Raw genomic sequence first — 24,067 nt, 5'->3', positions numbered from 1 at the left:
TTGGGCGGAAGGTCGTCGGTCATGTCTCCCCCAGGAGTAGTGGTCGCACTCGCCCGGAGCCGGGCTCGGCGTCTCCTCCGACCCTAAAACCCGCAGCACTCCGCGGTCTCCCCCACTACAGGTGACGCGGCGAGCGTGCCGACTCGGTCCGGAAGCGGAGTCGGCCTGGAAACGGGAAATGCCCGCCTCGGCCGGCTCTAGGCTTTGCCGATGGCGATGCGCTGGCTCGATCGAGACTATCTTCAGGGTGCACTCGCCGATTCAGTGGCCGACGCCCGGTTGAGAAACTGGCGGGACGCGCGCTCCTCCGTGAGTCGAGCGGAGTCGGGAGCCCTGGCCGTGCTGACCGACGCCATCTCTCTGAGTGACGCCGTCGTGGACGTGTTCAGTCTTCTCCCGCAGGACGCTGTGGACATGATCCTGGTGTCTGGTGATCGGCAGAGAGGTTACGAGCGGTTGCGGCTGCGGTATACCCACGCTGAGGTGATCGAAGACGAAGCGAGGACCCTGACCGAGTTCCTCCGGCGGGGAGCTGAGATCGTCGTTGACGAGATGCACGTCCTTGGTCCTGGACACTACGAGCACAGCTTCGTCCTCGCCGGCCGAGGAGCGTTCAGCCTGCTGTTTCACCGGGTCGATCTGACCTCGAGTCCTGTTTCACCCGACGTTCGGAACCGTCTGATCGGGCCAGATCGAGCTGAATAGATCGCAAGTCTTGTGGGTACCACTAGCCGCCCACAGCTTTGAGGACCGCCGTTCGGCGTTCGCAGAAGAAGGCGCACCCCCTCATGGGTCGATGCGCGATACGGCCCTTCTCGCGCGGCACACTGACTCGATGAAGGTTATTTCAGTGGTTCCCCGACAGGCCACGCTCACACTCAATTCGGACGAGCTCCAGGCCCTCATCGGCGCGCTCCTCGAAACGCATTACTTCATCAGTGATGGCGTTGCTTTTTCCGCTCGAGTCGGCGTCGAAAGAGATCTTGCGCGCGCCCTGTGGTCGGAACTGCGCGTCCTGCAGAGGCAGACCGACTCGACTTCGCACTGAGGGTCCTCGTCTTGGAGGCGCGATCCGGAGCGACCGTCCCCGGCAGGGCAAAAAAATATCAGCACCTGCCACGGCTCGGTCACGGAGCCGGTCAGCCCTGAACGACGTCTCTCAACCAGTGCCGGTGGAGCCATCGGATCCACGGCGGTCGTGGACCTTCAGCTCTCAGAGCCTGCGGATGCCTCCGAAGGATCTCAGCCGAGATACTGATCGATCCTGAGCCCGGCGCCAGCATCTGCTAGCCAGCGAAGAGCGGCGGGGCTCAGGTCGAAGTTCCTTGCGTTCGACCGAGTCTCGAGATCTTCTTCCACGTCCATGTTCTGGACGACGGTGAGCCCGACGTGCACTCCGAGTTCGGAGACCTGTCCGAAGCGTTCGGCCACGACGTCACCCAGGCCCTCGAGCCAACGCGTCAGGCCGTACAGACCGAGATGCTCGTCGTTCGGGATCGGAGCGTAGAGCGTCCAGCTAGTGAATCCGCTCACGTGCCCTGCGGGTCCGCGCAGGATCGGATCGCCTGCTTGCGTCGTTGCATCGGGGGCGAGGCCCAGGATCGACTGGATCGAATCGAGCGGCATCGTCGTACTCTCGGCGAAGAGGTACGCGTAGGTGTGCCTCTTGTCAGGGATGCTCATCGCGACAATCGTGCTGGTTCATGCCCGCGCCTGATTTGTCTTCGACGACAAGCCACGCATGGCCTCGAGGTCCTCTTCGAGCGACTCGGCGAGATTCGCAACGGGGCTGCCCTTCGCCAACTCCTGGGAAGCGAAATGAGCCACGAGCGCACCGACCAAGGGCTCTGGCAGGTGCAGAGTCACAAATTCTGACGGATCAACGAGTTCGGCGTCGAGGCCGAGTTGAAGACATCTCTTCCGCAGCTCCTCGGCCCTGATCTCGTCGAGCCCGGGAACGTCGACAGACCAGTAGGGGTACTCACGGAGCTTCGGAGACATGTCCACACTGCATTCTCGACCGTCGTCACGTTCTTAGGTAATGACGGGGCGGGAATGCCCGCTGGCAGGATCGTGACTAGACGGGCCCGAGGTCGGCGTGACTCCAGAGGCGGGCCAGAGCGTCCGACCGTCCCGCCGTCGAGCTCTGAGCGCGAAAGTCGCGGATGACTTGACGAGCAAAGCGCTTCGACTCGTGCAGCAGCGTCGAGCGTCCACAGACGCCGAGTGAGTCTCCGTAGTTCGCGCTCACGCGACAACGTCCGATGGCTTTCTGAAGACTGCGTCCGCGTATGCCGGATTTCGAGCGAAAGCCATACGCGTGACGCTCATGTCTGGACCGCAATTCCGACGACGGAAACGGGAAATGCCCGCCTCCCGGAGGAGACGGACACGAAGTACCCATCTGCTGGTGCGCGAGGGGGGAGTTGAACCCCCACGCCCTTTCGGGCACACGGACCTGAACCGTGCGCGTCTGCCTATTCCGCCACTCGCGCCAGCGCTGGCCGCTCGGGCCAACCTGAAAACGATAGCATGCAGCGGCAGCTACTCTTGCACGGGCTAGCCTGGGCGACTCACGCCCCCGACCCGCGAACGAACCTCACGGCCGCGACCGACCTGGAGACCAATGGGACTGCTCGACAACTTCGAACAACGTCTGGAGCGCGTCGTCAACGGCGCCTTCTCGAAGACGTTCCGTTCGGGTGTGCAGCCTCTCGAGATCACCAGCGCGCTCCGCCACGAGCTCGACGTGAAGGCGGCCGTGGTCAGCCGCGACCGCATCCTGGTGCCGAACGACTTCCACGTGAACCTCGCGCCGGCCGACTTCTCCCGGATGGACGAGATGGGTCCGGCCCTGACCGACGAGCTGACGCAGCTGGTCAAGAACCACGCGGCGGCGCAGTCCTACTCCTTTGCCGGGCCGGTGCGGATCGCGCTCGAGCAGAACGACGAGCTGACGGTGGGGATCCTGCGCATCGACTCGGCGAATGTGCGCGAGGACGACGTCGTCTGGACCCCCGTCGTCGAGATCGACGGCACGCGTCACACGCTCCGCAAGGGCCGCACGATCATCGGCCGCGGCAGCGAGGCCGACATCACGGTGCAAGACACCGGGACGAGCCGCAAGCACGTCGAGATCCTCTGGGACGGAACGCGTGCGCAGGCCACCGACCTGGGGTCGACGAACGGCTCGAAGCTCGACGGGGAGCCCCTCACGAAGGCGGTCCTGCAGCCCGACTCCGTCATCCAGATCGGCCGAACGCGTATCGTGTTCCGAGTGCTTCCCGTGTCGACGTCCCGCAACGGCTCCGGCGACCCCCGCGATTCCCGGCGTGACGACCCTCGCGGAGGTGCCCTCCGATGACCAGTGAGCTCACCCTCCTCGTCCTGCGGCTGGCGTTCATCGTCGTCCTGTGGCTCTTCATCTTCTTCATCGTCTACGCGCTCCGCAGCGACCTCTTCGGGCAGCGCGCGAAGCGGCTCCCGGCCGACCAGCAGCCCGGTCAGCAGAGCCAGCAGGCGGCTCCGGCCGCGCAGGCGCCCCGGCAGTCCGCGCCGCGCACGCCGGTCCCGCCGGCGGCGCCCTCCGGCGAGACGCCGACCCGCCTCGTCATCACGAAGGGCGCCAAGAACGGCCTCGAGATGCCTCTCGGCGACGGCCCGCTCACCATCGGCCGCTCGAACGAGAGCAACCTGATCATCCGCGACGACTACACGTCGACGCACCACGCGCGCCTCATGCTCTGGAACGGCCGCTGGGTCGTCCAAGACCTCGACTCGACCAACGGGACCTTCGTGAACGGCACGCGCGTCACCGTCCCGACGCCGATCCCGACGAACACCACCGTCACGATCGGCACGACGAGCTTCGAGCTGCGGCGGTAACCGGGTGGCGTCGTCGATCAAGAGCTCCGCGCTGTCGAACGTTGGCAAGATCAGGGCCAACAATCAAGACTCCGGCTACGCGGGGAACAACCTCTTCGTGGTCGCCGACGGCATGGGCGGGCACGCGGGCGGCGACGTCGCGTCGGCGATCGCCATCCGCAGGATCCGCGAGACCGACAAGGGCTACACGTCACCCGGCGACGCCGAGTTCGCCCTCCAGTCGTCGCTGATCGCCGCGAACCAGCTCCTTGCCGAGACCGTGTTCGAGCACCAGGAGCTCACGGGCATGGGCACCACGGTCAGCGCGATGATCCGCGTGGGCAACAGCATGGCGATCGCCCACATCGGCGACTCCCGCATCTACCTGTACCGCGACGGCGAGCTGAGCCAGATCACGGCCGACCACACCTTCGTGCAGCGCCTGGTCGACTCGGGCAGGATCACGCCCGAGGAGGCCGCCGTCCACCCGCGGCGCTCGGTGCTGATGCGCGTCCTCGGCGACGTCGACGCGGCCCCCGAGATCGACACGGCGATCATCGGCACCCAGCCCGGCGACCGCTGGCTCATCTGCTCCGACGGCCTCTCCAGCTACTTGGCGGAAGACCGCATCCGGAAGGCCCTCGCCTCCGGCCTCGACGCCGACGCCGTCGGTCGCCGCCTGGTCAAGGAGACGCTCGACCACGGCGCCCCCGACAACGTGACCGTCGTGGTCGTCGACGTCGACGAGAGCGAGACGAGTGCCGCCGAGGTCCCGACCACGGTCGGCTCGGCCGCGGCCCCGCTGACCTTCGAGGGGCAGGAGGGTCGGCGCCCGCTGCGGCTCCCCACGATCCTGCTGCACCCGCTCAAGGTCGCGACGACCCCCGAAGACTCCCACTTCGAGCCCGAGAGCGACGAGTACCTCGCCGAGCTCATCGCCGAAGACCGCCGCCGGGCACGCCGACGCCGCATCACCTGGCTGGTGGCGCTGGTCGTCGCGATCCTGCTCGTCGCGGGCGGAGTCTTCTCGACGTACCGGTGGACGCAGGATCACTACTACGTCGGCGAGCAGGGCGGCACGGTCGTCATCTACAAGGGCGTCCAGCAGAGCGTCGGGCCGATCGCCCTGTCGAGCGTGTACGAGACCACCACCGTCTCGGTGTCCGACCTGTCGAACTACAACCGGCAGAACGTGAAAGACACGATCAACGCGGGCAGTCTCCGAGACGCCCGCGCGATCGTCGAGAGGCTCGCCGATGCCAGCAGCCAGTGACCTCCCGTCGGCGGACGCCACCGAGGCGATCGGCAAGCCGACCAACCGCGAGTTCTCCGCGTCGAACCTGACGCAGACGATCACGATCCGCCTGCGTCAGCCGGCCCGTCTCCGCAACATCGAGCTCGCCCTGCTCGTGCTCGCCTGCGGCATCTGCGCGGCGGCGATGATCCTCGTGCAGCTCGGAGCCCTCGGCAGGATCGAGACCGGCGTGCTCTGGGGAGGCTCCAGCGTCCTGCTGCTCGCCCTGATCATGCACGTCGTGCTGCGCGTGGTCGCCCGCGAGGCCGACCCGTTCATCCTGCCCATCGGCCTCACCCTGAACGGTCTGGGCATCGCCGAGATCTACAGGATCGACCTCTCCACCGTCGGCAAGGCCGTCGAGACGCACGCGGGCACCCGCCAGATCGTCTGGACCATCGCGGCCCTCGTCATCGCGATCGCCGTGCTGCTGCTCATCCGCAACTACCGGGTCCTCGCGCGCTACCGCTACATCGCGATGTTCGTCTCGATCGTGTTCCTGCTGCTGCCGCTCGTGCCGGGGCTCGGGCGCGAGGGGCTCAACGCCCGCGTCTGGATCGACATCGGGCCGCTCGGGTTCCAGCCGGGCGAGATCGCGAAGATCACGCTCGCGATCTTCTTCGCCGGCTACCTCGTGCAGGCGCGCGACAGTCTGTCGCTGATGGGTCCGAAGATCCTCGGCATGCGCTTCCCGCGGCCGCGCGACCTGGGGCCGATCCTGATCATCTGGGCCGTCGCCATGCTCGTTCTCATCTTCGAGCGCGACCTCGGCACCTCGCTGCTCTACTTCGGGCTGTTCCTCGTGATGATCTACGTGTCGACCGGCAAGGCCAGCTGGGTCGTGCTCGGCGTCGGGCTGTTCCTCGGCGGCGCCATCGTCGCGGCGACGACGCTCAGCTACGTGCACGGCCGCTTCGAGGCCTGGCTCAACCCCTTCGCGAGCTCCACCTACAACGCCTACGGCGGCAGCTACCAGCTTGTAACCGGTCTCTTCGGTTTCGCCAACGGCGGCCTGATCGGTACCGGGCTCGGCCAGGGCAGCCCGCAGACCACGCCGCTCGCGCAGAGCGACTACATCATCGCCTCGCTCGGAGAGGAGCTCGGCCTCGCCGGACTCGTCGCGATCCTGGGGCTCTACCTGCTCCTCGTCTCGCGCGGCTTCCGCATCGGGTTCGTCGGACAGGACGACTTCGGCAAGCTGCTCGGCGTCGGCCTCGCCTTCGCCGTCGCCCTCCAGGTCTTCGTCGTCATGGGCGGCGTGACCCGGGTGATCCCGCTGACCGGCCTCACGATGCCGTTCCTCGCAGCTGGCGGCTCGTCACTCCTGTCGAACTGGATCATCGTCGCACTCCTCCTGCGGGTGTCCGACGGCATCCGGACCGGACCGAGGGTGGTGGTCGGCTGATGAACAAGCAGCTGAAGCGCGTGAGCGTCGTGGTCCTGGCCATGTTCGTCGCGCTGCTCGTGTCGAGCACGTACATCACGGGGGTGCAGGCCGACTCGCTCCGGGCCGACTCGCGGAACTCGCGGGCGATCCTGCAGAGCTACTCGGCCCAGCGCGGCGCGATCATCGTCGACGGCAAGGCCGTCGCCGAGTCGAAGCCCGTCGACGACCAGTACAAGTTCCTCCGCACCTACTCCGACGGCGAGCTCTACTCGCCGATCACCGGCTACTACACGCTCGGCGAGGGCGCGACCGGCATCGAGAACGCCCTCAACAAGCAGCTCACCGGCACCTCCAGCGAGCAGTTCTTCGACAAGCTGAACGCGCTCCTCACCGGCAAGGACCCGGAGGGCGCCTCGGTCGAGACCACGATCGACGCGAACGTGCAGAAGGTCGCCTACGACGCTCTCGGCAGCAACACCGGCGCGGTCGTGGCCATCGAGCCGTCCACGGGCAAGGTCCTGGCCATGGTGTCGAAGGGCTCCTACGACCCCAACCGCCTGGCCAGCCACGACCGCCAGGCCGTGCTGAAGGCCTACAACGAGCTCATCAACGACTCGTCGCAGCCGCTGATCAACCGCGCGATCCAGGGCGACCTGTACTTCCCCGGCTCGACCTTCAAGCTCGTCGTCGCGGCCGCCGCGTTCGAGAGCGGCGACTACACGAAAGACAGCAAGCTGCCGAACCCGGCGAGCCTCCGGCTGCCCGGCTCGGAGCGCTCGATCAACAACGCCGAGGGCGGCGCCTGCGGGGGCGGCTCGACCGTCACGATCGAGACGGCCCTCATCGACTCCTGCAACATCCCCTTCGCCGAGCTCGGCGCGAAGCTCGGCTACTCGACGATCAACGACATGGCCAAGAAGTTCGGCTTCGAGTCGGCCCTCGAGATCCCGCAGAAGACCGAGGCCAGCGTGTTCCCCGACACCGAGGGCAACCAGGCCACGCTCATGCTGCAGTCGTTCGGGCAGGGCAGCGTCCGCGAGAGCCCGCTGCAGGTCGCGATGATCACCGCCGCCATCGCGAACGGCGGCACCGAGATGACGCCGACCCTCGTGGAGAGCATCCTGAACCCCGACCTGTCGACGCTCCAGAAGTTCGACCCGAAGACCTACGGCAACCCGATCAGCCAGAGCACGGCGTCGACGCTCACGACCCTGATGACCGAGGTCGTCGCGAGGGGCACCGGCACTAATGCAAGAATTAGTGGCGTCGATGTGGCGGGCAAGACGGGCACGGCCGAGAACGGCACCGGCGACCCGTACACCCTCTGGTTCACCGGGTTCGCTCCCGCGAGCAACCCGAAGGTCGCCGTCGCCGTGGTCGTAGGGAATGGCGGCGGACAGGGGCAGTCGCTCGTCGGCAACAGCGTGGCGGCACCAATAGCAAAGCAAGTAATGGAGGCGGTGCTGAACAAATGAGGCCATTCAGCGGACTCACCTTCGGTGGTCGGTACGAACTGTCATCGCGAGTCGCCATCGGCGGCATGGGCGAGGTGTGGCAGGCGACCGACCTGGTCATCGGCCGCACCGTCGCGATCAAGATCCTGAAAGACGAGTACCTCGGCGACCCCGGGTTCCTCGAGCGCTTCCGCGCCGAGGCCCGCCACGCCGCGCTCGTCAACCACGAGGGCATCGCCAACGTCTTCGACTACGGCGAGGAGGAGGGCAGCGCCTACCTCGTCATGGAGCTCGTCCCCGGCGAGGCCATGTCGACCATCCTCGAGCGCGACCGCGTGCTGCCGACCGACAAGGTCCTCGACATCGTCGCCCAGACCGCCTCGGCCCTGCAGGCGGCCCACGCCGCGGGCCTGGTGCACCGCGACATCAAGCCGGGCAACCTCCTCATCACGCCCGACGGCCGGGTCAAGATCACCGACTTCGGAATCGCCAGGATCGCCGACCAGGTCCCGTTGACCGCCACCGGGCAGGTCATGGGCACCGTCCAGTACCTCTCGCCCGAGCAGGCGTCCGGGCATCCTGCGTCGCCGTCCACCGACATCTACTCGCTCGGGATCGTCGCCTACGAGGCCCTCGCCGGCCGTCGCCCCTTCACGGGCGAGTCGCAGGTCGCGATCGCCATGGCGCAGATCAACGAGACGCCGCCCGACCTGCCGTCGACGATCCCGGAGCCCGTCCGCAAGCTCGTCTACTCGTGCATCGCCAAGAAGCCGGCCGAGCGCCCCGCGTCCGCGTCGGCTCTCGCGCAGGCCGCTCGCGCGCTGCGCCGTGGCGACGTCGCGGCTGCGACCGCAGCCGTGCCGGCCCTCGGGATCGGCGGGAGCGGAGACGCTGCCACGCAGGTCTTCGCCGCGCAGGATGCCGCGACCCGCCTCATGGACGCACCCGAGCGTGATCCTGCGCCCACCGCCGCCACCCTCGGCCTCGGTGTCGGCGCTGGTGCGGCCGGTGCCGCCCTGGCCGAGGAGGAGCTCGAGGCCGACCAGGATCGCAAGAAGCGCAGCGCCTGGTTCTGGCCGCTGATCGTGCTGGCGATCCTGGCGGTGATCGCGATCGTCGTCTTCGCTGTTCTCTTCAACCAGCCGAAGAAGGCGAACGTCGGCTCGTCGCAGAGCGCGAGCGCGCCGGCCAGCCAGCCCGTGTCGCAGCCGCCGTCGCAGACCCCGACGCCTTCAACGACCTCGCACACGATCGGCGCGAACGACTACAACGGCAAGACGATCCAGCAGGCGCAGCTCGCCCTCGGCAACCTCGGCTACCGCGTCGAGGTCAACCAGGACAAGCCCGCCACCACGCAGGACATGGTCGGTAAGGTCTACCGCGTCGACCCCTCGGGCGTCGTGCAGGCCGGCACCACTGTGACGGTCTTCGGCTACGGAGACGTCCTCACGGCCGGTCAGCCCGCCGCGCCGACCGCGCAGAACGGTGCGACCATCCCGGCCGACGACACCACGACGACCGGCATCACGATCCCCGCCTACAGCGGCTGCCCGGCCGGCTACCAGGTCACCGGATTCACGTACACGATCACCGGCGGCACCGACAGCTCCGGTCAGACGACCGCCACCGTCGGCGCCAACACGCCCCAGACCGTCAACGTGAAGTCGTCCCAGCCCGGCACGCTGACCTTCAGCTACGTCGCGGTCTGCGGCGGCTCCAGCAGCAGCGTCAAGTCGGCGTCGTCGCCCGGGGTCTCGGTCCCGGTGACGGCAGCCGCCGACCCGACCAGCGACCCCACCGCCGATCCCACCGCGCCCACGAATTGAGCACGATCCGGTCTCGGTGAGTCGCCTCGGCGCCCTCCAGGAACCCGCGCGGTCCCGTCCCGGTACACTGGGTCGGGACCGTTGCATTTGGGAGAACACTCGTGGCAGAAGGCGTGACTGAGGGGATCAGCCTCCTCGCCAACCGATACCAGATCGGCCACCTGATCGGTCACGGCGGCATGGCGAACGTCTACCTGGGCACCGATTCGCGCCTCGGCCGGCAGGTGGCCATCAAGCTGATGAAGTCGCAGCTGGCGTCCGACCCGTCGTTCCGCTCGCGGTTCCGGCAGGAGGCCCAGGCGGCCGCCCGCATGGCGCACCCGACCATCGTGCGGGTCTTCGACGCCGGCGAGGAGAGCGTCCGAGACGCCCTCGGCAACCAGGTGCTCGTGCCGTACATCGTCATGGAGTACGTCGAGGGCCGGATGCTCAAAGACATCGTGGCCGAGGGTCCGCTCGACCCGAAGGAGGCCGTGCGGGTGACCGAGGGCATCCTGACGGCTCTCGAGTACTCCCACCGGGCCGGCGTCGTCCACCGCGACATCAAGCCCGGCAACGTCATGCTGACCCACTCGGGCCAGGTCAAGGTGATGGACTTCGGCATCGCCCGGGCCGTCTCCGACTCGGCGGCGACCGTGGCTCAGACGACCGCGATCCTGGGCACGGCCCAGTACTTCAGTCCCGAGCAGGCGCGCGGTGAGACCGTCGACGCCCGGAGCGACCTCTACTCCACCGGCGTCGTGCTCTTCGAGCTCCTCACCGGCCGGCCGCCGTTCCGTGGCGAGTCGCCCGTCGCTGTGGCATACCAGCACGTCAGCGAGCCGCCGGTGCCGCCGAGCGTCATCAACCCGGCGGTGTCGCCGGCCCTCGACGCCGTCACCCTCCACGCCCTCGCTAAGAACCGCTTCGACCGGTTCCAGAGCGCGTCGGAGTTCCGCGCCGACGTCGTCGACGCCGGTGCCGGCAACCTCCCGGTGCGCCGCCACCAGACGCAGCCCGAGACCGTCTCGACCACGCTCTTCGGGGTCAACCCCCGCGCGGCCGTCGGCTCCGAGGCGGCCCTCAAAGAGCTCGGCAGCAGCGACACGAACCGCCCGGCCCGCACGCAGACGAGGCCGCCGGTCGCCTGGATCTGGGCCGGCATCGTCATGATCGCGATCATCATCGCGGCGGTCGTCTTCTGGGTGGGCCACCTCTCGCCCGTCGTCCTGCCGACCAACGCCGGCGTCGCGGTCCCGAGTCTGGCGTCCGAGCCGTACGCGTCGGGCGCCGCCAAGCTCACGAAGCTCAAGCTCGTGCCGCAGCGCGTCGACATCAGCAGCAACTCGATCGACGACGGCCGCATCATCAAGACCAGCCCGCCCTCCGGCACCAAGGTCGCAACAGACGAGACGATCAGCGTCTACGTCTCGACCGGCCCCGCGACGGTGAGCATGCCCGACGTCTCCGGCCAGGAGACAGACGACGCCTGGGGCCAGGTCACCTCCCTCGGCCTCGAGAAGGGCTCGGTCACCACGCAGGACAGCCCCGACGTCAGCGCGGGCACGGTCATCTCGACCAGCCCGGCGATCGGCAAGAGCGTCGAGCTCGGCACCACCGTCGACCTCATCGTCTCGAGCGGCACCGTCGACGTGCCCGACGTCACCGGCAAGCCGGTCGCCGACGCCATGGCCGCGCTGCAGAAGCTCGAGCTGACCGTCAACACCGTCGGCGACGACACCTGCTCCGGCGACACCGTCAAGTCGCAGGATCTCCCCGTCGGCGAGCAGGAGCAGGGCTCCACCATCACGCTGACCGTCTGCACTGCTGCGCAGTAGTCGCGTCGTCGCTCCGCGCTCCCGCCCTCCCGCGCCCGCCCGCACGGCGCCACACGTCGGCACCCGCACCCCGCCGCGGCGGTCCACCCCTGCCGACGCACGGCGCCGATCCCGCCTAGCTCACGGCCGAACTCGAAGGTGCAGCTACCCCGGGCCCCCGCCGGAGCAGAACGGCGCCACACGTCGGCACCCGTGCCCCGCCGCGGCGCAGCGCCGCAGCCGAGCTACCCCGCCGATCCTGCCCGCACCCCGCTCCGGCGCTCGAACCCCCGTCCGCCGGGGTTCCACCGACGCTTCGGGGTGCGGGTCGCACGCGGCGCCGGTCCTGCCTACCTCACGGCCGAACTCGAGGGTGCAACTCCGCCGGCCCTCGCCGGAGCAGAACGGCGCCACACGTCGGCACCCACACCCCGCCGCGGCGCAGCGCCGCAGCCGAGCTACCCCGCCGATCCTGCCTAGCTCACGGCCGAACGCGAGGGTGCAGCTACCCCGGGCCCCCGCCGGAGCAGAACGGCGCCACACGTCGGCACCCGCACCCCGCCGCGGCGCAGCCGAGCTACCCCGCCGACCGGGGGCAGCAGCAGCAGCAGCAGCAGCACCGCAGCACAGACCTCAGCCGAGGTTGACGAGCGGGCTCAGCCCCTTGGCCTTCTCGGCGGCGTCGGGCAGGCCGGCCACGCCGAGCCAGTTGCCGATCATGCTGTAGCCGCCCTCGGTCAACACCGACTCGGGGTGGAACTGCACCCCGTAGACGGGAGCCTCACGGTGCCGCAGCCCCATGATGACGCCGCCGCTGGTCTGCGACGTGACGACCAACTCGTCGGGCACGGTGTCGGTGACCACGGCGAGCGAGTGGTAGCGCGTGGCGACGAACGGCTGCGGGACCCCGTCGTAGAAGGGGCTATCGTCGTGGGTCACCCTCGAGGTCTTGCCGTGCATGAGTTCCTCGGCGTGGGTGACCGTCGCCCCGAGCGCCTCGGCGATGGCCTGGTGCCCGAGGCAGACGCCGAGCAGGGGCGTGCCCGCCTCGAGGGCCGCGTGCACCACGTCGATCGAGACGCCGGCTGCCGCGGGGGTGCCGGGGCCGGGCGACAGGAGGACGCCGTCGTAGTCGGCGATGCGCGACGCGGCGGAGGCCGGGGAGAAGGAGTCGTTCCGGACGACCTCCGTCTCGGCACCGAGCTGGTGCAGGTAGCCGTTCAGCGTGTAGACGAAGCTGTCGTAGTTGTCGACGACGAGGATGCGGGTCATGAGGAACCAACCGTGACATTGGGCGAGTCGACGAAGGAGTCGACGAAGGGGAACACCCAGGTGACCAGGGCGAACAGGATGGCGGCGGCGAGCACCAGGAGGAGGACGACCCGGAGCCACCACGGGCCGGGCAGGACGCGCCAGAGAGCGGAGTACATCGGATCAGCCCTTCGCGACGATCTTCGTGATCTCGCCCGGCGCCCCGGCTGAGAGAGGCTGCCACGACGTCAAGACGCCGTACGCGATGATGCGCTCGGCCGCGCTGTACTTCGGGTTGCAGCTGGTCAGGGTGATCAGGCGGTCTTTCGACGTCGTGCTGACGGTCGGGGCGTCGGGCACCTGCTGCAGCACCTGGATCTGCGTCGGCTTGACGTACTGGAGGTTGCGGAACGTGTAGGTGTAGTAGCCCTGCTTGGTCTGCACGTAGAAGTGGTCGCCGACGCGCAGCTCGGCGATGTCGGCGAAGGGCGCCCCGTGCGTGGTGCGGTGCCCCGCGATCGCGAAGTTGCCTGTGGCTCCCGGCATCTGCGTCGAGTCGTAGTGGCCGGCGTCGCCGGTGTTGAGGGTCTGCGTGGTGTCGGTGCCGCCGGCGATCGGCACCTGGTAGTCGCTGCCGAACCGCGGCACGTACAGGACGCCGAACTGCTTGCCGTCGGTCGCCGCCGGGGTGACCGGCGGAGTGCCGTAGTCGCGCCCGGGCTTGACGCTCGGCCCGACGCCCGCCTCGTCGTGCAGCTGCTGGCTGAGTTTCGACGCCTGGGCCTTCGTGTCGCCCGAGACCACGATGTCGTTGAACCACTGCTGCCAGACGATGAACAGCAGGACGACGACGCCGAGCGTGATCAGGATCTCGCCCAGCACACCGAAGACGGACGTGCGCCGGCGCGGAGCACGGACGCGCACCGCGCCGCTCGCTGCAGGCTCGTCAGGATCGGTCATGGTGAGATTCTACGGGCGGCGTGACAGGGCGTGCGAAGACTGTCCACAGGGGCCGTCACGATACACTGCTGCGCATGGCCAATGAGAAGAAGACGACAGCGTCCGGGGCGCGCGCCTCGCAGAGCGACAGCCGCTCCGCCGACAACCGCCCGAATCCCGTGTGGTTCAAGCCGGTCATGTTCGGCTTCATGCTCCTCGGCCTCGCCTGGATCATCGTCTTCTACGTCAGCCAGAGCGTGTACCCGGTGCCGTCCCTCCACTCCTGGAACATCCTGATCGGCTTCGGGATCATGTTCATCGGCTTCCTCATGACCACGCGCTGGCGCTGATCCTGCGCGATCTCGACGCGTTCCCGTCATTCATAACGGTGCGTCTTACACGGGTGTAACTATCCCCACTGTGGACAGGGTTGTGGATAACTCTCGAGCCAGAACGACGAAGGCCGCCCCTCGGGGCGGCCTTCCCGTTCGAGCGTGCGCGATCAGCCGAGCAGCTGCGCCGACCGGACGAGCGCGATGACGACGAGCAGGAGCCCCAGCCCGGCGATCGCCCCGATCTGAATCCAGTTCTGCGAGCGGTGACGCGTGCGCATGTAGATCAGGCCGATGACCGCGCCGACGATGACGCCGCCGACGTGCGCCTGCCAGGCGATCCCCGGGACGAAGAAGCCGATGGCGAGGTTCAGAGCGACGAGCACCAGGATCTGCACGCCTCGGCCCCCGAGGGACCGCTCGATGACGAAGAACGCACCGAGCAGACCGAAGATCGCGCCGGATGCGCCGATCGCGGCTGTTCCCGGAGCGATCAGTGAGACGGCCACTGATCCTGCGATCCCGCTGACGAAGTAGAGCGCCAGGTAGCGCACCCGTCCGAGCTGCCGCTCGAGCATGGACCCGAAGACGTAGACCGACCACATGTTGAACAGGATGTGGAAGAAGCTGCCGTGGACGAACATCGTCGTGATGAGCCGCCACGGCTCGGAGAGGGTGAGCGGGGCGAAGAACGCGAGCTCGTTCGTCACTGCACTGCCGGCGACTTGCTGGACCAGCCAGACGAGGACCGACACGGCCATGATCGCGTAGGTCGCCACGGGGGCTCCCGACGAGACCATGCTGCGGCCCCGGGTGACAGCTTGCGGCTTGACCCGGGGCATGGCGCCCCGGGCCTCGCGCACGCACTCGGGGCAGTGCACTCCGACGGCCGCCTGGGTCTGGCACTGGGCGCAGACCGTCCGCCCGCACCGCTGGCAGAGCACGAAGCTCTGACGGTCGGGGTGGCGGTAGCAGTAGTTGTCGGTGCTGCTCGGAGCGTAGGTCAAGGAGGGGTCAGACCTCGTCGATGGTGACGCTCTGGATGACGACGTCTTCGAGCGGCTTGTCGCGACCGTCGGTGTCGACGGCCTGGATCGCGTCGACGACCTTCTTGGACTCGTCGTCGGAGACGACGCCGAAGATGGTGTGCTTGCCCTGCAGCCACGGGGTCGGAACCGTCGTGATGAAGAACTGCGAGCCGTTCGTGCCCTTGCCGCCGCGCGTTCCGGCGTTGGCCATGGCGAGGATGTAGGGCTCCTGGAACGTGAGCTCGGGGTGGATCTCGTCGTCGAAGTTGTAGCCGGGGCCGCCGACGCCCTGACCGAGCGGGTCGCCGCCCTGGATCATGAAGTTCGGGATGATGCGGTGGAAGACGACGCCGTCGTACAGCCTGTCTTTGGAGACCTTGCCGGTGGCGGGGTGCGTCCACTCGATGGTGCCGGTCGCGAGACCGGTGAAGTTCGCGACGGTCTTGGGGGCGTGATTGCCGTAGAGGTCGACCTTGATCGTGCCGAGGTTGGTAGTGATCGTGGCGACAGCGGTGTGCGTTGACATGTCGTCGATTCTTCCATAGCGGCCTGGGGATTCAGCGTCCGCTCAGAGATCCTGCTGTGACCTGTCAGGGCGGTGCGTGCCATGATGGGCCGAACGCCGCAGAATCCACGAAGGAGACCACATGGCCACGTCACGTAAGCGCACGCGCGAGATGAAGAAGCTTCGGGGCGATGCCGCGGACATCTGGGGGGAGACCCGGGAAGTCCTCGGTCACTCGGCCCAGTTCTGGAAAGAAGCGGGTGCGGAAGCCGCAGCCGTCGCAGTGAACGATGTCGCACCTCGGGTGCGCGCCGCCCTCGACAACCAGGTGAAGCCCGCCGTCAGCTCGGGTGTCGCCCAGGCGACGACCGCGGCCACCGCGGCTGCCGCGACCGCCAAGGAGCGTCTCGTCAAGGACGTCGCCCCGGCTGTCACCGCCGCCGTCGCCTCGAGCCCTCTCGCCGACCTCGCCAACGACCCGAAGGTCGCCGAGTTCGTGAAGTCCGGGAAGAAGGCCGGCAAGAAGCTCTCGAAGAAGGCCAAGAAGCGCGCCATCAAGGCCGCGGCCAAGCAGGCCCGCAAGCACCCGAAGGCCGCGATCAAGGTCGCCAAGGCTGCGAAGGCCGCCCGCTCGGTGCAGAAGCAGCACTCGAAGAAGAACGGGATCGGTGCGGGCGGCGTCTTCCTCATCATCCTGGGCGTCATCGGCCTCGGTGCTCTGGTCTACGCGGCGGTCCAGACCCTCCGCGCCGACGACGAGCTCTGGGTCGCCGACGACGACGACAAGGCCTGAGCCGAGCGTCACCAGCCACACCGCATCACGAGGGCCCGTCCACCAGGACGGGCCCTCGTTCTGTCCGCTGGTCCCCACCCCGAGTTCCCACCACCTGGCCGCTCAACGCAAAAGCCGCCCCACAAGAGGCGGCATGCCCGCGGCAGCGGGCCCAAGAGCATCGAGGAGAATCCGCGGTAAGGCGCCGTAGGCACCGAACACAGCGACCCGATTCGAGTGGAGCCTAGGAGAATCGAACTCCTGACATCCTGCTTGCAAAGCAGGCGCTCTACCAACTGAGCTAAGGCCCCGGTCCGGGTGATTCGTTGGTGTTGCCGTGACACCGACGTCGTGCGACGTGTTCAGTGTCGTGAAGCAAGCACGTGGGGCTAACAGGACTTGAACCTGTGACCTCTTCGTTATCAGCGAAGCGCTCTAACCGCCTGAGCTATAGCCCCTGGACCGAATAAGACAGTACCTTATCCGGCGCTTTCTACTAAATCGAGCGGCTCAGTTGTTGGTGAAGCCGACCAGCAGACCGCCGGTGATGCGGACGCTGAGGTTGTAGAGGAGTGCGGCGATCGCCCCGAGCACGGTGCCGATGACGATGTTCAGGATCGCGACGACGATCGCGAACAGCATGACCTGGCCGATCGACAGGGTGTCTTGAAGGGTGAACCCGGAGTCGCCGAGCACCTCCTGCAGGAGCTTGTCGAGGGTGGTGAAGATGCCGAGTCGCGCCAGGATCACGTAGACCAGGAACGTGGCGACGACGGTGATGATGCCGAGGGCCACGGCCACCAGGAACGAGAGCTTCACGGTCGACCAGAAGTCGATGTAGACCAGCTTCAGCCGCACCTGCTTGGTGCCGACGGGCTTCTTGGCCTTGCTCTGCAGCTTTTCAGCGACGCTTGTCATTCTTCGGTCGTGTCCTCTCCGGCGGGCTCACCCGTGGTGTCCTGTGCGGGCTCAGCGCCCTGATCGGGCTCAGTGCCGTCTGCGGGCGTGGTGTCGGTGTCGGTGGCGCTGGCTGCGTCGGGGGACACACTACCAACCGTCTCACTGTCGGCCGCCGCGTCGCCTCCCTCTGAAGAAGCATCTTCGAGAGCTGCGTCGAGGTTGCGTTCGCTGTTGCGGGCCACGGCGATGATGCGGTCGTCGGTGGCGAAGCGGGCGAAGACGACTCCCATGGTGTCGCGGCCCTTGGCGGGGACCTCGGCGACGGCCGAGCGGACGACCTTGCCGCCGGAGAGCACGACGAGCACCTCGTCGTCCTCCGTCACGATCATGGCGCCGGCGAGGTCGCCGCGCGCCTCGGCCAGCTTGGCGACCTTGATGCCGAGGCCGCCGCGGTTCTGCACGCGGTACTGGTCGGCTGCGGTGCGCTTGGCGTAGCCGCCCTCGGTGACGACGAAGACGAAGCCCTCTTCGCCGACGACGGAGGCCGACAGCAGCGAGTCGTCGTCGCGGAAGGTCATGCCCTTTACGCCCGACGTCGAGCGGCCCATGGGGCGCAGCGACTCGTTGGAGGCGGTGAAGCGCAGCGACATGCCGTGGCGGGAGACGAGCAGGAGGTCGTCGTGCTCGTCGACCAGGAGCGCGGAGACGAGCTCGTCGTCCTCGCGCAGGTTGATCGCGATGATGCCGCCGGTGCGGTTCGTGTCGTACTCGGTGAGCGCGGTCTTCTTGATGAGGCCGTCGCGGGTCGCGAGCACGAGGTACTGGGCGACCTCGTAGTCGCGGATGTCGAGCACCTGCGAGATCTCCTCGTCGGGCTGCATCGCCAGCAGGTTCGCGACGTGCTGGCCCTTCGCGTCGCGGCCGGCCTCCTGCAGCTCGTAGGCCTTCGCGCGGTACACGCGGCCCTTGTTGGTCAGGAAGAGCAGCCAGTGGTGCGTCGTCGTCACGAAGAAGTGCTCGACGACGTCGTCGGCCCGCAGCTGCGCGCCCTTGACGCCCTTGCCGCCGCGGTGCTGCGACCGGTAGTTGTCGCTGCGGGTGCGCTTGATGTAGCCGCCGCGGGTGAGCGTGACGACCATCTCCTCCTCGGGGATGAGGTCTTCGACGCTCATGTCGCCGTCGAAGCCGAACATGATCTCGGTGCGACGGTCGTCGCCGAAGCGGTCGGTGATCTCCTGGAGCTCGGTGCTCACGATGCTGCGCTGGCGCTCCGGCTTGGCCAGGATGTCCTGGAAGTCGAGGATCTTGCGCTCGAGCTCGTCGTGGTCGTCCTGGATCTTCTGGCGCTCGAGCGCGGCGAGCCGACGCAGCTGCATTGCCAGGATCGCGTTCGCCTGCAGCTCATCGACGTCGAGCAGGTCGATCAGACCGCTGCGGGCGTCGTCGACGGTCTGCGAGCGGCGGATCAGGGCGATGACGTCGTCGAGGGCGTCGAGGGCCTTGATGTACCCGCGCAGGATGTGCGCGTCGGCCTCGGCCTTGCGGAGGCGGAAGCGCGTGCGCCGGACGATGACCTCGATCTGGTGGTCGACCCACGCCGAGATGAATCCGTCGAGCGGGAGCGTGCGGGGCACGCCGTCGACGATCGCGAGCATGTTCGCGCCGAAGTTCTCCTGGAGCGAGGTGTGCTTGTAGAGGTTGTTCAGCACGACCTTCGCGACGGCGTCGCGCTTGAGCACGATCACCAGGCGCTGACCGGTGCGGCCGGAGGTCTCGTCGCGGATGTCGGCGATGCCCGCGACGCGCCCCTCCTTGACGAGGTCGGCGATCTTGATCGCGAGGTTGTCGGGGTTCACCTGGTACGGCAGCTCGGTGACGACGAGGCAGGTGCGGCCCTGGATCTCCTCGACGTTGACGACGGCGCGCATCGTGATCGAGCCGCGACCGGTGCGGTAGGCGTCGTGGATGCCGCGGACGCCGAGGATCTGGGCTCCGGTCGGGAAGTCCGGCCCCTTGATCCGCTGCATGAGGGCCTCGAGGAGCTCCTCGCGGTCGGCCTCGGGGTGCTCGAGGTACCACTGGGCTCCGGAGGCGACCTCGCGGAGGTTGTGCGGCGGGATGTTCGTCGCCATGCCCACGGCGATGCCGACCGACCCGTTGACCAGGAGGTTCGGGAACCGGGACGGCAGGATCGCGGGCTCCTGCGTGCGGCCGTCGTAGTTGTCCTGGAAGTCGACGGTGTCTTCGTCGATGTCGCGCACCATCTCGAGCGCGAGCGGGGCCATCTTGGTCTCGGTGTACCGGGGGGCCGCAGCGCCGTCGTTGCCGGGCGAGCCGAAGTTGCCCTGGCCGAGTGCCAGCGGGTAGCGGAGGCTCCACGGCTGGACGAGGCGCACGAGCGCGTCGTAGATGGCCGAGTCGCCGTGGGGGTGGAAGTTTCCCATCACCTCGCCGACGACGCGGGCGCACTTCGAGAACGCGCGGTCGGGGCGGTAGCCGCCGTCGTACATGGCGTAGATCACGCGGCGGTGCACCGGCTTCAGGCCGTCGCGCACCTCCGGGAGGGCTCGCCCGACGATGACGCTCATCGCGTAGTCGAGGTAGGAGCGCTGCATCTCCAGCTGGAGGTCGACGGCCTCGATGCTGTCGCGCTTCAGCTGGGCCGCGAACTCGCGCGGCTCGACGCCCTCGGGGAGGCCCTGGGTGGTGTCGTCGGTCTCGTCTGCCATCGTGTGTGTTCTTTCGGTAGCCGGTGAGCGCAGGATCCTGCGGCTCGCCTGGGCGCCCGGCTCCCGATCCGCGTCGGATCAGGGCCTGGCGCGGGTCAGATGTCGAGGAAGCGAACGTCTTTCGCGTTCTGCTGGATGAAGTTGCGTCGGAGCTCGACGTCTTCGCCCATGAGCGTGTTGAAGATGGCGTCGGCTGCCACGGCGTCGTCGAGGGTGACCTGGCGCAGCGTGCGGGTCTCGGGGTCCATCGTGGTCTCCCAGAGCTCCTTGTAGTCCATCTCGCCGAGGCCCTTGTAGCGCTGGATGCCGTTGTCTTTCGGCATGCGCTTGCCCTCGGCCTTGCCGGCGGCGGTCAGCGCGTCGCGCTCGAGGTCGGAGTAGACGTACTCGTGCGGAGCGTTCGACCACTTGAGCTTGAACAGCGGCGGCATGGCCAGGTAGACGTAGCCGAGGTCGATCAGCGGGCGCATGTAGCGGAAGAGCAGCGTCAGCAGCAGGGTCGTGATGTGCTGGCCGTCGACGTCGGCGTCGGCCATCAGCACGATCTTGTGGTACCTGGCCTTGTCGGGGTCGAAGTCGTCGCCGATGTCGGCACCGAAGGCCTTGATCATCGCCTGGACCTCGTTGTTGCCGAGCGCGCGGTCGAGGCGCGCCTTCTCGACGTTCAGGATCTTGCCGCGGAGAGGCAGGATCGCCTGTGTCTCGGGGTTCCGCCCCTGCACGGCCGACCCGCCTGCGGAGTCGCCCTCCACCAGGAAGATCTCGGAGAGCGCCGGGTCTTTACTCTGGCAGTCCTTGAGCTTGCCGGGCATGCCGTTCGACTCGAGGACGCCCTTGCGCCGTGTCTGGTCGCGCGCCTTGCGGGCGGCGAGACGGGCCGCCTGCGCCGACTGCCCCTTGCGGATGATCAGCTGCGCCTGCTTGGGGTTCCGGTCGAACCAGTCGCCGAGCTGTTCGAACGAGACCTTCTGCGTGAACGACTTCGCCTCGGTGTTGCCGAGCTTCGTCTTGGTCTGGCCCTCGAACTGCGGTTCGCTGAGCTTGATCGAGATGACGGCGGTGAGGCCCTCGCGGACGTCCTCGCCCGAGAGGTTGTCCTCTTTCTCCTTGATGAAGCCCTTGTCGCGGCCGTACTTGTTGACGACCGTGGTCAGGGCCGCGCGGAAGCCCTCCTCGTGGGTGCCGCCCTCGTGCGTGTTGATGACGTTCGCGTAGGTGTGCACGCTCTCGCTGTAGGAGGTGTTCCACTGCATGGCTACCTCGAGGGCCATGTTCCGGTCGGTGTCCTCCGCCTCGAAGCTGATGATGTCGTCGTGGACGACCTCGACCTTCTTCGTCTTGTTGAGGTACTCGACGTAGTCCTCGAGGCCCTTCTCGTAGAGGAAGTCGTCGCTCTTGGCGACGGCGCCGTCGGGCGCGTCGTCGGGGACGGGCCGCTCGTCGGTCAGCGTGATCCGGAGGCCCTTGTTGAGGAAGGCCATCTGCTGGAAGCGCGACCGGAGGGTCTCGTAGTCGAACTCGACGGTCTCGAAGATCTCGGCGTTCGGCCAGAAGGTGATGATGGTGCCGGTGTCGGCGGCGTCCTCGCCCTTGGCGAGCGGCGCGACGGGCACGCCGTCGGTGAAGCTCTGGCGCCAGACCGACCCCTGTCGGTGGACCTCGACGTCGAGCTCGGTCGAGAGGGCGTTGACGACCGACGAGCCGACGCCGTGGAGGCCGCCGGACACCGCGTAGCCGCCGCCGCCGAACTTGCCGCCGGCGTGGAGGACCGTCAGGACGACCTCGACGGTCGACTTCTTCTCGATCGGGTGGATGTCGACGGGGATGCCGCGGCCGTTGTCGGCGACGCGGATGCCGCCGTCCTCGCGCATCGACACGTGGATGGTGTCGCAGTAGCCGGCGAGGGCCTCGTCGACGCAGTTGTCGACGATCTCCTGCACGAGGTGGTGGAGGCCGCGCGGACCGGTCGAGCCGATGTACATGCCCGGGCGCTTGCGAACGGCTTCGAGCCCTTCGAGTACCTGGATGTCGCTTGCCTCGTACGAGTGGTCGGTACTGTCGGGCGAATTCGGTGACATCAGTTATGGGGCTCCTGCCGTGTTTTCGAGACGCCGCGCAGCTGCCCACCACCCCTGCTTTAAGCCCCGCGGGGCTTCGTTCGGACGATGGCACGATGGCCCTGGACGACCTTCCCAGTCTACCGCAGGAGTGTGATCGACGGGGCGAAAAACGCCCTCAGAGCGATTTTCAGGGCCTCGGTGACCGATTGACCCTTGTCAGCCGTAAGTATCGCGAGGGCCACGCCCTGGAACCGATCTGGGGCCCCGTTTCCAGGTCGGGGCGTTGGGGCCCAGAAAACGCATCGACTCGATGCCGGCGTCGGGGTAGGTCGCGATGATGCTCGTCGTCACCTGTGCGCGCATCAGCCGGAGCTGGGTCGCCCACGCCGTCGAGTCGCACTGGACGGTCAGCGTTCCGTCTTCGATGCCGACCGGCACGCTGTGATCGGCGAGCTCGCCGCCGACCAGCTCCGGCCAGGCGTTCATGAGGTCGGACTGCGCCAGCGTGCTGTTCCAGCCGAGCTCGGTCGTGACGCTCAGGATCACGTCGGCGATGCCCCGCGGGTCGCGACCGGAGGAGAACGGCTGGCTCGGGGCCCCCGACCGCGCGATCCTGCGCCTGGCGTCTCTCGACCTCGTCGACGGGTCGCCGAACACGCGCCGGAACCGGAGGTAGACGCGCTGGGCCTCGTTGTCGGGCACGAACCCGTCGGACTCGGTCACGTCGTCACCCCGTCGACGATCGTGCCCTCGTCGACGACCGTGCCCTCGTCGACGACCGTGCCCTTCGAGATGCGGACGGTGTGGGCCGCCAGCCTCTCGGGGACGTCCTCTTCGACGGCCGCCGTGATGAGCACCTGCTCGTAGTCGGCCACCGCGTCGGCCAGACGCTCCCGGCGAGAGCGGTCGAGCTCGGCGAAGACGTCGTCGAGGACGATCACCGGGTCTCCGGTCACGGAGTCGGTGCGGAGGACGGCAGCGGAGGCCAGCTTGAGAGCGAGCGCGAAGGACCAGGACTCGCCGTGGCTCGCGTAGCCGCGGGCAGGCAGGGCGTTGAGAGAGAGGAAGAGGTCGTCGCGGTGGGGGCCGACGAGCGTGACGCCGCGGTCGAGCTCGGAGCGGCGGACGCGGGTGAGCGCCTCGCGGAACAGCGGGTCGATCTCGCTCTCGGGGAGTGCATCCTGCCCGGACTCGAGGGGCTCGTCGTCGTCGCGGACTCCGCCGCGGATGCTGACGACGAGCGACAGGGTCGCGGCGTGGTCGTCGCCGGCGACGGCGCGGTAGGAGCTCGACACCTCGGGGAGCAGGAGGGCCACCAGGCGCTGACGCGCGGTGATGATCTCGGAGCCGAGCACCACCAGGCGGTCGTCCCAGATGTCGAGTGTCGAGAGCTTGTCGCCCCGGACGCCGGACGCCCGGGCCGACTTGAGGAGCGTGTTGCGCTGCCGGAGCACCCGGTCGTAGTCGCTGAGGACGCCCGCCAGCCGGGGGGAACGGGCCACGAGCAGCTCGTCGAGGAACCGGCGGCGCCCGCTCGGCTCGCCGCGGACGAGAGCGAGGTCTTCGGGGGCGAACAGGATGCTCGAGAAGTACCGCGGGAGCTCGCGCGGCTTGATCGCGCCCCGGTTGATCTGTGCGCGATTGGGTGAGGAGCGGTTGATCTGCACTTCGGCGAGGAGATCGCGCTCGGAGCTCTCGAGTCGCGCCCGGATGATCGCCGAGTCGGCGCCCTGCCGGATGAGGGCGGCGTCGCTCGAGACCCGGTGCGACGAGAGAGTGGCCAGGTAGCCGAGGGACTCGACGAGATTCGTCTTGCCCTGGCCGTTCCGGCCGACGAAGAGGTTGGGCCCGCGCGCGAGCGAGACTTCAGCGGTGGCGTAGTTGCGGAAGTCGGTGAGGCTCAGATGGAGTACTCGCACGCGGGCCCAGG

At 68.0% G+C, this 24,067-nt stretch carries 24 protein-coding genes and 3 tRNA genes; 12 read left to right on the top strand and 15 right to left on the bottom strand.

Annotation, left to right across the window (positions count from 1 at the left end; all coding sequences use genetic code 11):
* The first annotated feature begins 210 nt into the window (after nt 1-210).
* Entirely contained in the window at nt 211-705 is a 495-nt protein-coding gene (locus ABD733_RS08465; RefSeq protein ID WP_344794989.1) for a hypothetical protein, read from the top strand.
* Nucleotides 706-835: 130 nt separating this feature from the next.
* A complete protein-coding gene (locus ABD733_RS08460) occupies nt 836-1,048 on the top strand; it encodes a hypothetical protein (protein ID WP_344794987.1) in 213 nt (70 codons plus the stop codon).
* 194 nt (nt 1,049-1,242) lie between these two features.
* Here the strand turns inward: ABD733_RS08460 and ABD733_RS08455 are convergent, their stop codons facing one another.
* The 3 genes from ABD733_RS08455 to ABD733_RS08445 all read right to left on the bottom strand — a co-directional run bounded on the left by ABD733_RS08455 (nt 1,243) and on the right by ABD733_RS08445 (nt 2,495).
* Nucleotides 1,243-1,683, bottom strand: a complete 441-nt coding sequence (locus ABD733_RS08455) for a DUF4279 domain-containing protein (RefSeq protein WP_344794986.1) — start codon at nt 1,681-1,683, stop codon at nt 1,243-1,245.
* A gap of 18 nt (nt 1,684-1,701) precedes the next feature.
* Nucleotides 1,702-2,001, bottom strand: a complete 300-nt coding sequence (locus ABD733_RS08450) for a hypothetical protein (RefSeq protein WP_344794984.1) — start codon at nt 1,999-2,001, stop codon at nt 1,702-1,704.
* A 407-nt stretch (nt 2,002-2,408) separates the two neighbouring features.
* A tRNA-Leu gene (locus ABD733_RS08445) sits at nt 2,409-2,495 on the bottom strand.
* 131 nt (nt 2,496-2,626) lie between these two features.
* Between ABD733_RS08445 and ABD733_RS08440 the strand changes: the two genes are divergently transcribed.
* The 8 genes from ABD733_RS08440 (at nt 2,627) to ABD733_RS08405 (ending at nt 12,101) form a co-directional block, all read left to right on the top strand.
* The gene (locus ABD733_RS08440) at nt 2,627-3,364 is read left to right on the top strand and encodes an FHA domain-containing protein (protein ID WP_344794982.1); all 738 of its coding nucleotides are present in this window, start codon (nt 2,627-2,629) and stop codon (nt 3,362-3,364) included.
* Nucleotides 3,361-3,885, top strand: a complete 525-nt coding sequence (locus tag ABD733_RS08435) for an FHA domain-containing protein FhaB/FipA (RefSeq protein WP_344794980.1) — start codon at nt 3,361-3,363, stop codon at nt 3,883-3,885. The genes ABD733_RS08440 and ABD733_RS08435 overlap by 4 nt, the downstream gene beginning before the upstream one ends.
* A 4-nt stretch (nt 3,886-3,889) precedes the next feature.
* Nucleotides 3,890-5,137 carry a PP2C family protein-serine/threonine phosphatase gene (locus tag ABD733_RS08430; RefSeq protein WP_344794978.1) on the top strand — a complete coding sequence of 416 codons (1,248 nt, stop codon included), beginning with the start codon at nt 3,890-3,892 and terminating at the stop codon, nt 5,135-5,137.
* Nucleotides 5,121-6,563, top strand: coding sequence for an FtsW/RodA/SpoVE family cell cycle protein (locus ABD733_RS08425; RefSeq protein WP_344794976.1), 1,443 nt, complete (start codon nt 5,121-5,123; stop codon nt 6,561-6,563). Before ABD733_RS08430 ends, ABD733_RS08425 begins: the two co-directional genes overlap by 17 nt.
* The gene (locus ABD733_RS08420; RefSeq protein ID WP_344794974.1) at nt 6,563-8,020 is read left to right on the top strand and encodes a peptidoglycan D,D-transpeptidase FtsI family protein; all 1,458 of its coding nucleotides are present in this window, start codon (nt 6,563-6,565) and stop codon (nt 8,018-8,020) included. Before ABD733_RS08425 ends, ABD733_RS08420 begins: the two co-directional genes overlap by 1 nt.
* Nucleotides 8,017-9,825 carry a protein kinase domain-containing protein gene (locus tag ABD733_RS08415; protein ID WP_344794972.1) on the top strand — a complete coding sequence of 603 codons (1,809 nt, stop codon included), beginning with the start codon at nt 8,017-8,019 and terminating at the stop codon, nt 9,823-9,825. The genes ABD733_RS08420 and ABD733_RS08415 overlap by 4 nt, the downstream gene beginning before the upstream one ends.
* A 113-nt stretch (nt 9,826-9,938) precedes the next feature.
* The gene (gene pknB, locus ABD733_RS08410) at nt 9,939-11,642 is read left to right on the top strand and encodes a Stk1 family PASTA domain-containing Ser/Thr kinase (protein ID WP_344794970.1); all 1,704 of its coding nucleotides are present in this window, start codon (nt 9,939-9,941) and stop codon (nt 11,640-11,642) included.
* A gap of 192 nt (nt 11,643-11,834) precedes the next feature.
* Entirely contained in the window at nt 11,835-12,101 is a 267-nt protein-coding gene (locus ABD733_RS08405) for a hypothetical protein (RefSeq protein WP_344794968.1), read from the top strand.
* A 153-nt stretch (nt 12,102-12,254) separates the two neighbouring features.
* Here the strand turns inward: ABD733_RS08405 and ABD733_RS08400 are convergent, their stop codons facing one another.
* Genes ABD733_RS08400 through ABD733_RS08390 form a run of 3 tightly spaced genes read right to left on the bottom strand, consistent with a single transcriptional unit; the run spans nt 12,255 to nt 13,832 of the window.
* Nucleotides 12,255-12,893 (bottom strand): anthranilate synthase component II, encoded by a 639-nt coding sequence (locus ABD733_RS08400; protein WP_344794966.1) that lies wholly within the window; start codon nt 12,891-12,893, stop codon nt 12,255-12,257.
* The gene (locus ABD733_RS08395) at nt 12,890-13,051 is read right to left on the bottom strand and encodes a hypothetical protein (protein ID WP_344794964.1); all 162 of its coding nucleotides are present in this window, start codon (nt 13,049-13,051) and stop codon (nt 12,890-12,892) included. Before ABD733_RS08395 ends, ABD733_RS08400 begins: the two co-directional genes overlap by 4 nt.
* Before the next feature lie 4 nt (nt 13,052-13,055).
* A complete protein-coding gene (locus tag ABD733_RS08390; protein ID WP_344794962.1) occupies nt 13,056-13,832 on the bottom strand; it encodes a class E sortase in 777 nt (258 codons plus the stop codon).
* 74 nt (nt 13,833-13,906) lie between these two features.
* Between ABD733_RS08390 and ABD733_RS08385 the strand changes: the two genes are divergently transcribed.
* Complete coding sequence (locus tag ABD733_RS08385; RefSeq protein ID WP_344794960.1) at nt 13,907-14,161, top strand: cell division protein CrgA; 255 nt, start codon at nt 13,907-13,909, stop codon at nt 14,159-14,161.
* 152 nt (nt 14,162-14,313) lie between these two features.
* Here ABD733_RS08385 and ABD733_RS08380 read toward each other — a convergent pair whose 3' ends face one another.
* On the bottom strand, nt 14,314-15,150 hold the full coding sequence (locus tag ABD733_RS08380) for a rhomboid family intramembrane serine protease (protein WP_344794958.1): 837 nt from the start codon (nt 15,148-15,150) through the stop codon (nt 14,314-14,316).
* A gap of 7 nt (nt 15,151-15,157) precedes the next feature.
* The gene (locus tag ABD733_RS08375; protein ID WP_344794956.1) at nt 15,158-15,697 is read right to left on the bottom strand and encodes a peptidylprolyl isomerase; all 540 of its coding nucleotides are present in this window, start codon (nt 15,695-15,697) and stop codon (nt 15,158-15,160) included.
* Between the two features lie 121 nt (nt 15,698-15,818).
* Between ABD733_RS08375 and ABD733_RS08370 the strand changes: the two genes are divergently transcribed.
* Nucleotides 15,819-16,469: a hypothetical protein gene (locus ABD733_RS08370; protein WP_344794954.1), complete on the top strand. Its 651-nt coding sequence runs from the start codon at nt 15,819-15,821 to the stop codon at nt 16,467-16,469.
* A 217-nt stretch (nt 16,470-16,686) separates the two neighbouring features.
* Here the strand turns inward: ABD733_RS08370 and ABD733_RS08365 are convergent.
* The 7 genes from ABD733_RS08365 to recF form a co-directional block, all read right to left on the bottom strand.
* Nucleotides 16,687-16,759, bottom strand: a tRNA-Ala gene (locus ABD733_RS08365).
* A 73-nt stretch (nt 16,760-16,832) separates the two neighbouring features.
* A tRNA-Ile gene (locus tag ABD733_RS08360) sits at nt 16,833-16,906 on the bottom strand.
* Nucleotides 16,907-16,958: 52 nt separating this feature from the next.
* The gene (locus ABD733_RS08355; RefSeq protein ID WP_344794953.1) at nt 16,959-17,366 is read right to left on the bottom strand and encodes a DUF3566 domain-containing protein; all 408 of its coding nucleotides are present in this window, start codon (nt 17,364-17,366) and stop codon (nt 16,959-16,961) included.
* Complete coding sequence (gene gyrA / locus ABD733_RS08350) at nt 17,363-20,077, bottom strand: DNA gyrase subunit A (RefSeq protein ID WP_344794951.1); 2,715 nt, start codon at nt 20,075-20,077, stop codon at nt 17,363-17,365. The genes ABD733_RS08355 and gyrA overlap by 4 nt, the downstream gene beginning before the upstream one ends.
* Nucleotides 20,078-20,172: 95 nt before the next feature.
* On the bottom strand, nt 20,173-22,155 hold the full coding sequence (gene gyrB, locus ABD733_RS08345) for a DNA topoisomerase (ATP-hydrolyzing) subunit B (RefSeq protein ID WP_344794949.1): 1,983 nt from the start codon (nt 22,153-22,155) through the stop codon (nt 20,173-20,175).
* 198 nt (nt 22,156-22,353) lie between these two features.
* A complete protein-coding gene (locus tag ABD733_RS08340; protein WP_344794947.1) occupies nt 22,354-22,860 on the bottom strand; it encodes a DciA family protein in 507 nt (168 codons plus the stop codon).
* Nucleotides 22,857-24,056, bottom strand: a complete 1,200-nt coding sequence (recF, locus tag ABD733_RS08335) for a DNA replication/repair protein RecF (protein ID WP_344794945.1) — start codon at nt 24,054-24,056, stop codon at nt 22,857-22,859. Before recF ends, ABD733_RS08340 begins: the two co-directional genes overlap by 4 nt.
* Nucleotides 24,057-24,067: the final 11 nt, after the last annotated feature.

This window comes from Frondihabitans peucedani (assembly GCF_039537585.1).
GTDB classification, from domain to species: Bacteria; Actinomycetota; Actinomycetes; order Actinomycetales; family Microbacteriaceae; genus Frondihabitans; species Frondihabitans peucedani.
Note: the sequence above shows the minus strand (reverse complement) of the source record. Positions and strands in the feature narration are given on the sequence as shown.

Coding starts and splice junctions, on each gene's coding strand:
- ABD733_RS08465 (WP_344794989.1), top strand. CDS start 211: ATGGCGATGCGCTGGCTCGATCGAGACTATCTTCAGGGTGCACTCGCC.
- ABD733_RS08460 (WP_344794987.1), top strand. CDS start 836: ATGAAGGTTATTTCAGTGGTTCCCCGACAGGCCACGCTCACACTCAAT.
- ABD733_RS08455 (WP_344794986.1), bottom strand. CDS start 1,683: ATGAGCATCCCTGACAAGAGGCACACCTACGCGTACCTCTTCGCCGAG.
- ABD733_RS08450 (WP_344794984.1), bottom strand. CDS start 2,001: ATGTCTCCGAAGCTCCGTGAGTACCCCTACTGGTCTGTCGACGTTCCC.
- ABD733_RS08440 (WP_344794982.1), top strand. CDS start 2,627: ATGGGACTGCTCGACAACTTCGAACAACGTCTGGAGCGCGTCGTCAAC.
- ABD733_RS08435 (WP_344794980.1), top strand. CDS start 3,361: ATGACCAGTGAGCTCACCCTCCTCGTCCTGCGGCTGGCGTTCATCGTC.
- ABD733_RS08425 (WP_344794976.1), top strand. CDS start 5,121: ATGCCAGCAGCCAGTGACCTCCCGTCGGCGGACGCCACCGAGGCGATC.
- ABD733_RS08420 (WP_344794974.1), top strand. CDS start 6,563: ATGAACAAGCAGCTGAAGCGCGTGAGCGTCGTGGTCCTGGCCATGTTC.
- ABD733_RS08415 (WP_344794972.1), top strand. CDS start 8,017: ATGAGGCCATTCAGCGGACTCACCTTCGGTGGTCGGTACGAACTGTCA.
- ABD733_RS08400 (WP_344794966.1), bottom strand. CDS start 12,893: ATGACCCGCATCCTCGTCGTCGACAACTACGACAGCTTCGTCTACACG.
- ABD733_RS08395 (WP_344794964.1), bottom strand. CDS start 13,051: ATGTACTCCGCTCTCTGGCGCGTCCTGCCCGGCCCGTGGTGGCTCCGG.
- ABD733_RS08390 (WP_344794962.1), bottom strand. CDS start 13,832: ATGACCGATCCTGACGAGCCTGCAGCGAGCGGCGCGGTGCGCGTCCGT.
- ABD733_RS08385 (WP_344794960.1), top strand. CDS start 13,907: ATGGCCAATGAGAAGAAGACGACAGCGTCCGGGGCGCGCGCCTCGCAG.
- ABD733_RS08375 (WP_344794956.1), bottom strand. CDS start 15,697: ATGTCAACGCACACCGCTGTCGCCACGATCACTACCAACCTCGGCACG.
- ABD733_RS08370 (WP_344794954.1), top strand. CDS start 15,819: ATGGCCACGTCACGTAAGCGCACGCGCGAGATGAAGAAGCTTCGGGGC.
- ABD733_RS08355 (WP_344794953.1), bottom strand. CDS start 17,366: ATGACAAGCGTCGCTGAAAAGCTGCAGAGCAAGGCCAAGAAGCCCGTC.
- gyrA (WP_344794951.1), bottom strand. CDS start 20,077: ATGGCAGACGAGACCGACGACACCACCCAGGGCCTCCCCGAGGGCGTC.
- gyrB (WP_344794949.1), bottom strand. CDS start 22,155: ATGTCACCGAATTCGCCCGACAGTACCGACCACTCGTACGAGGCAAGC.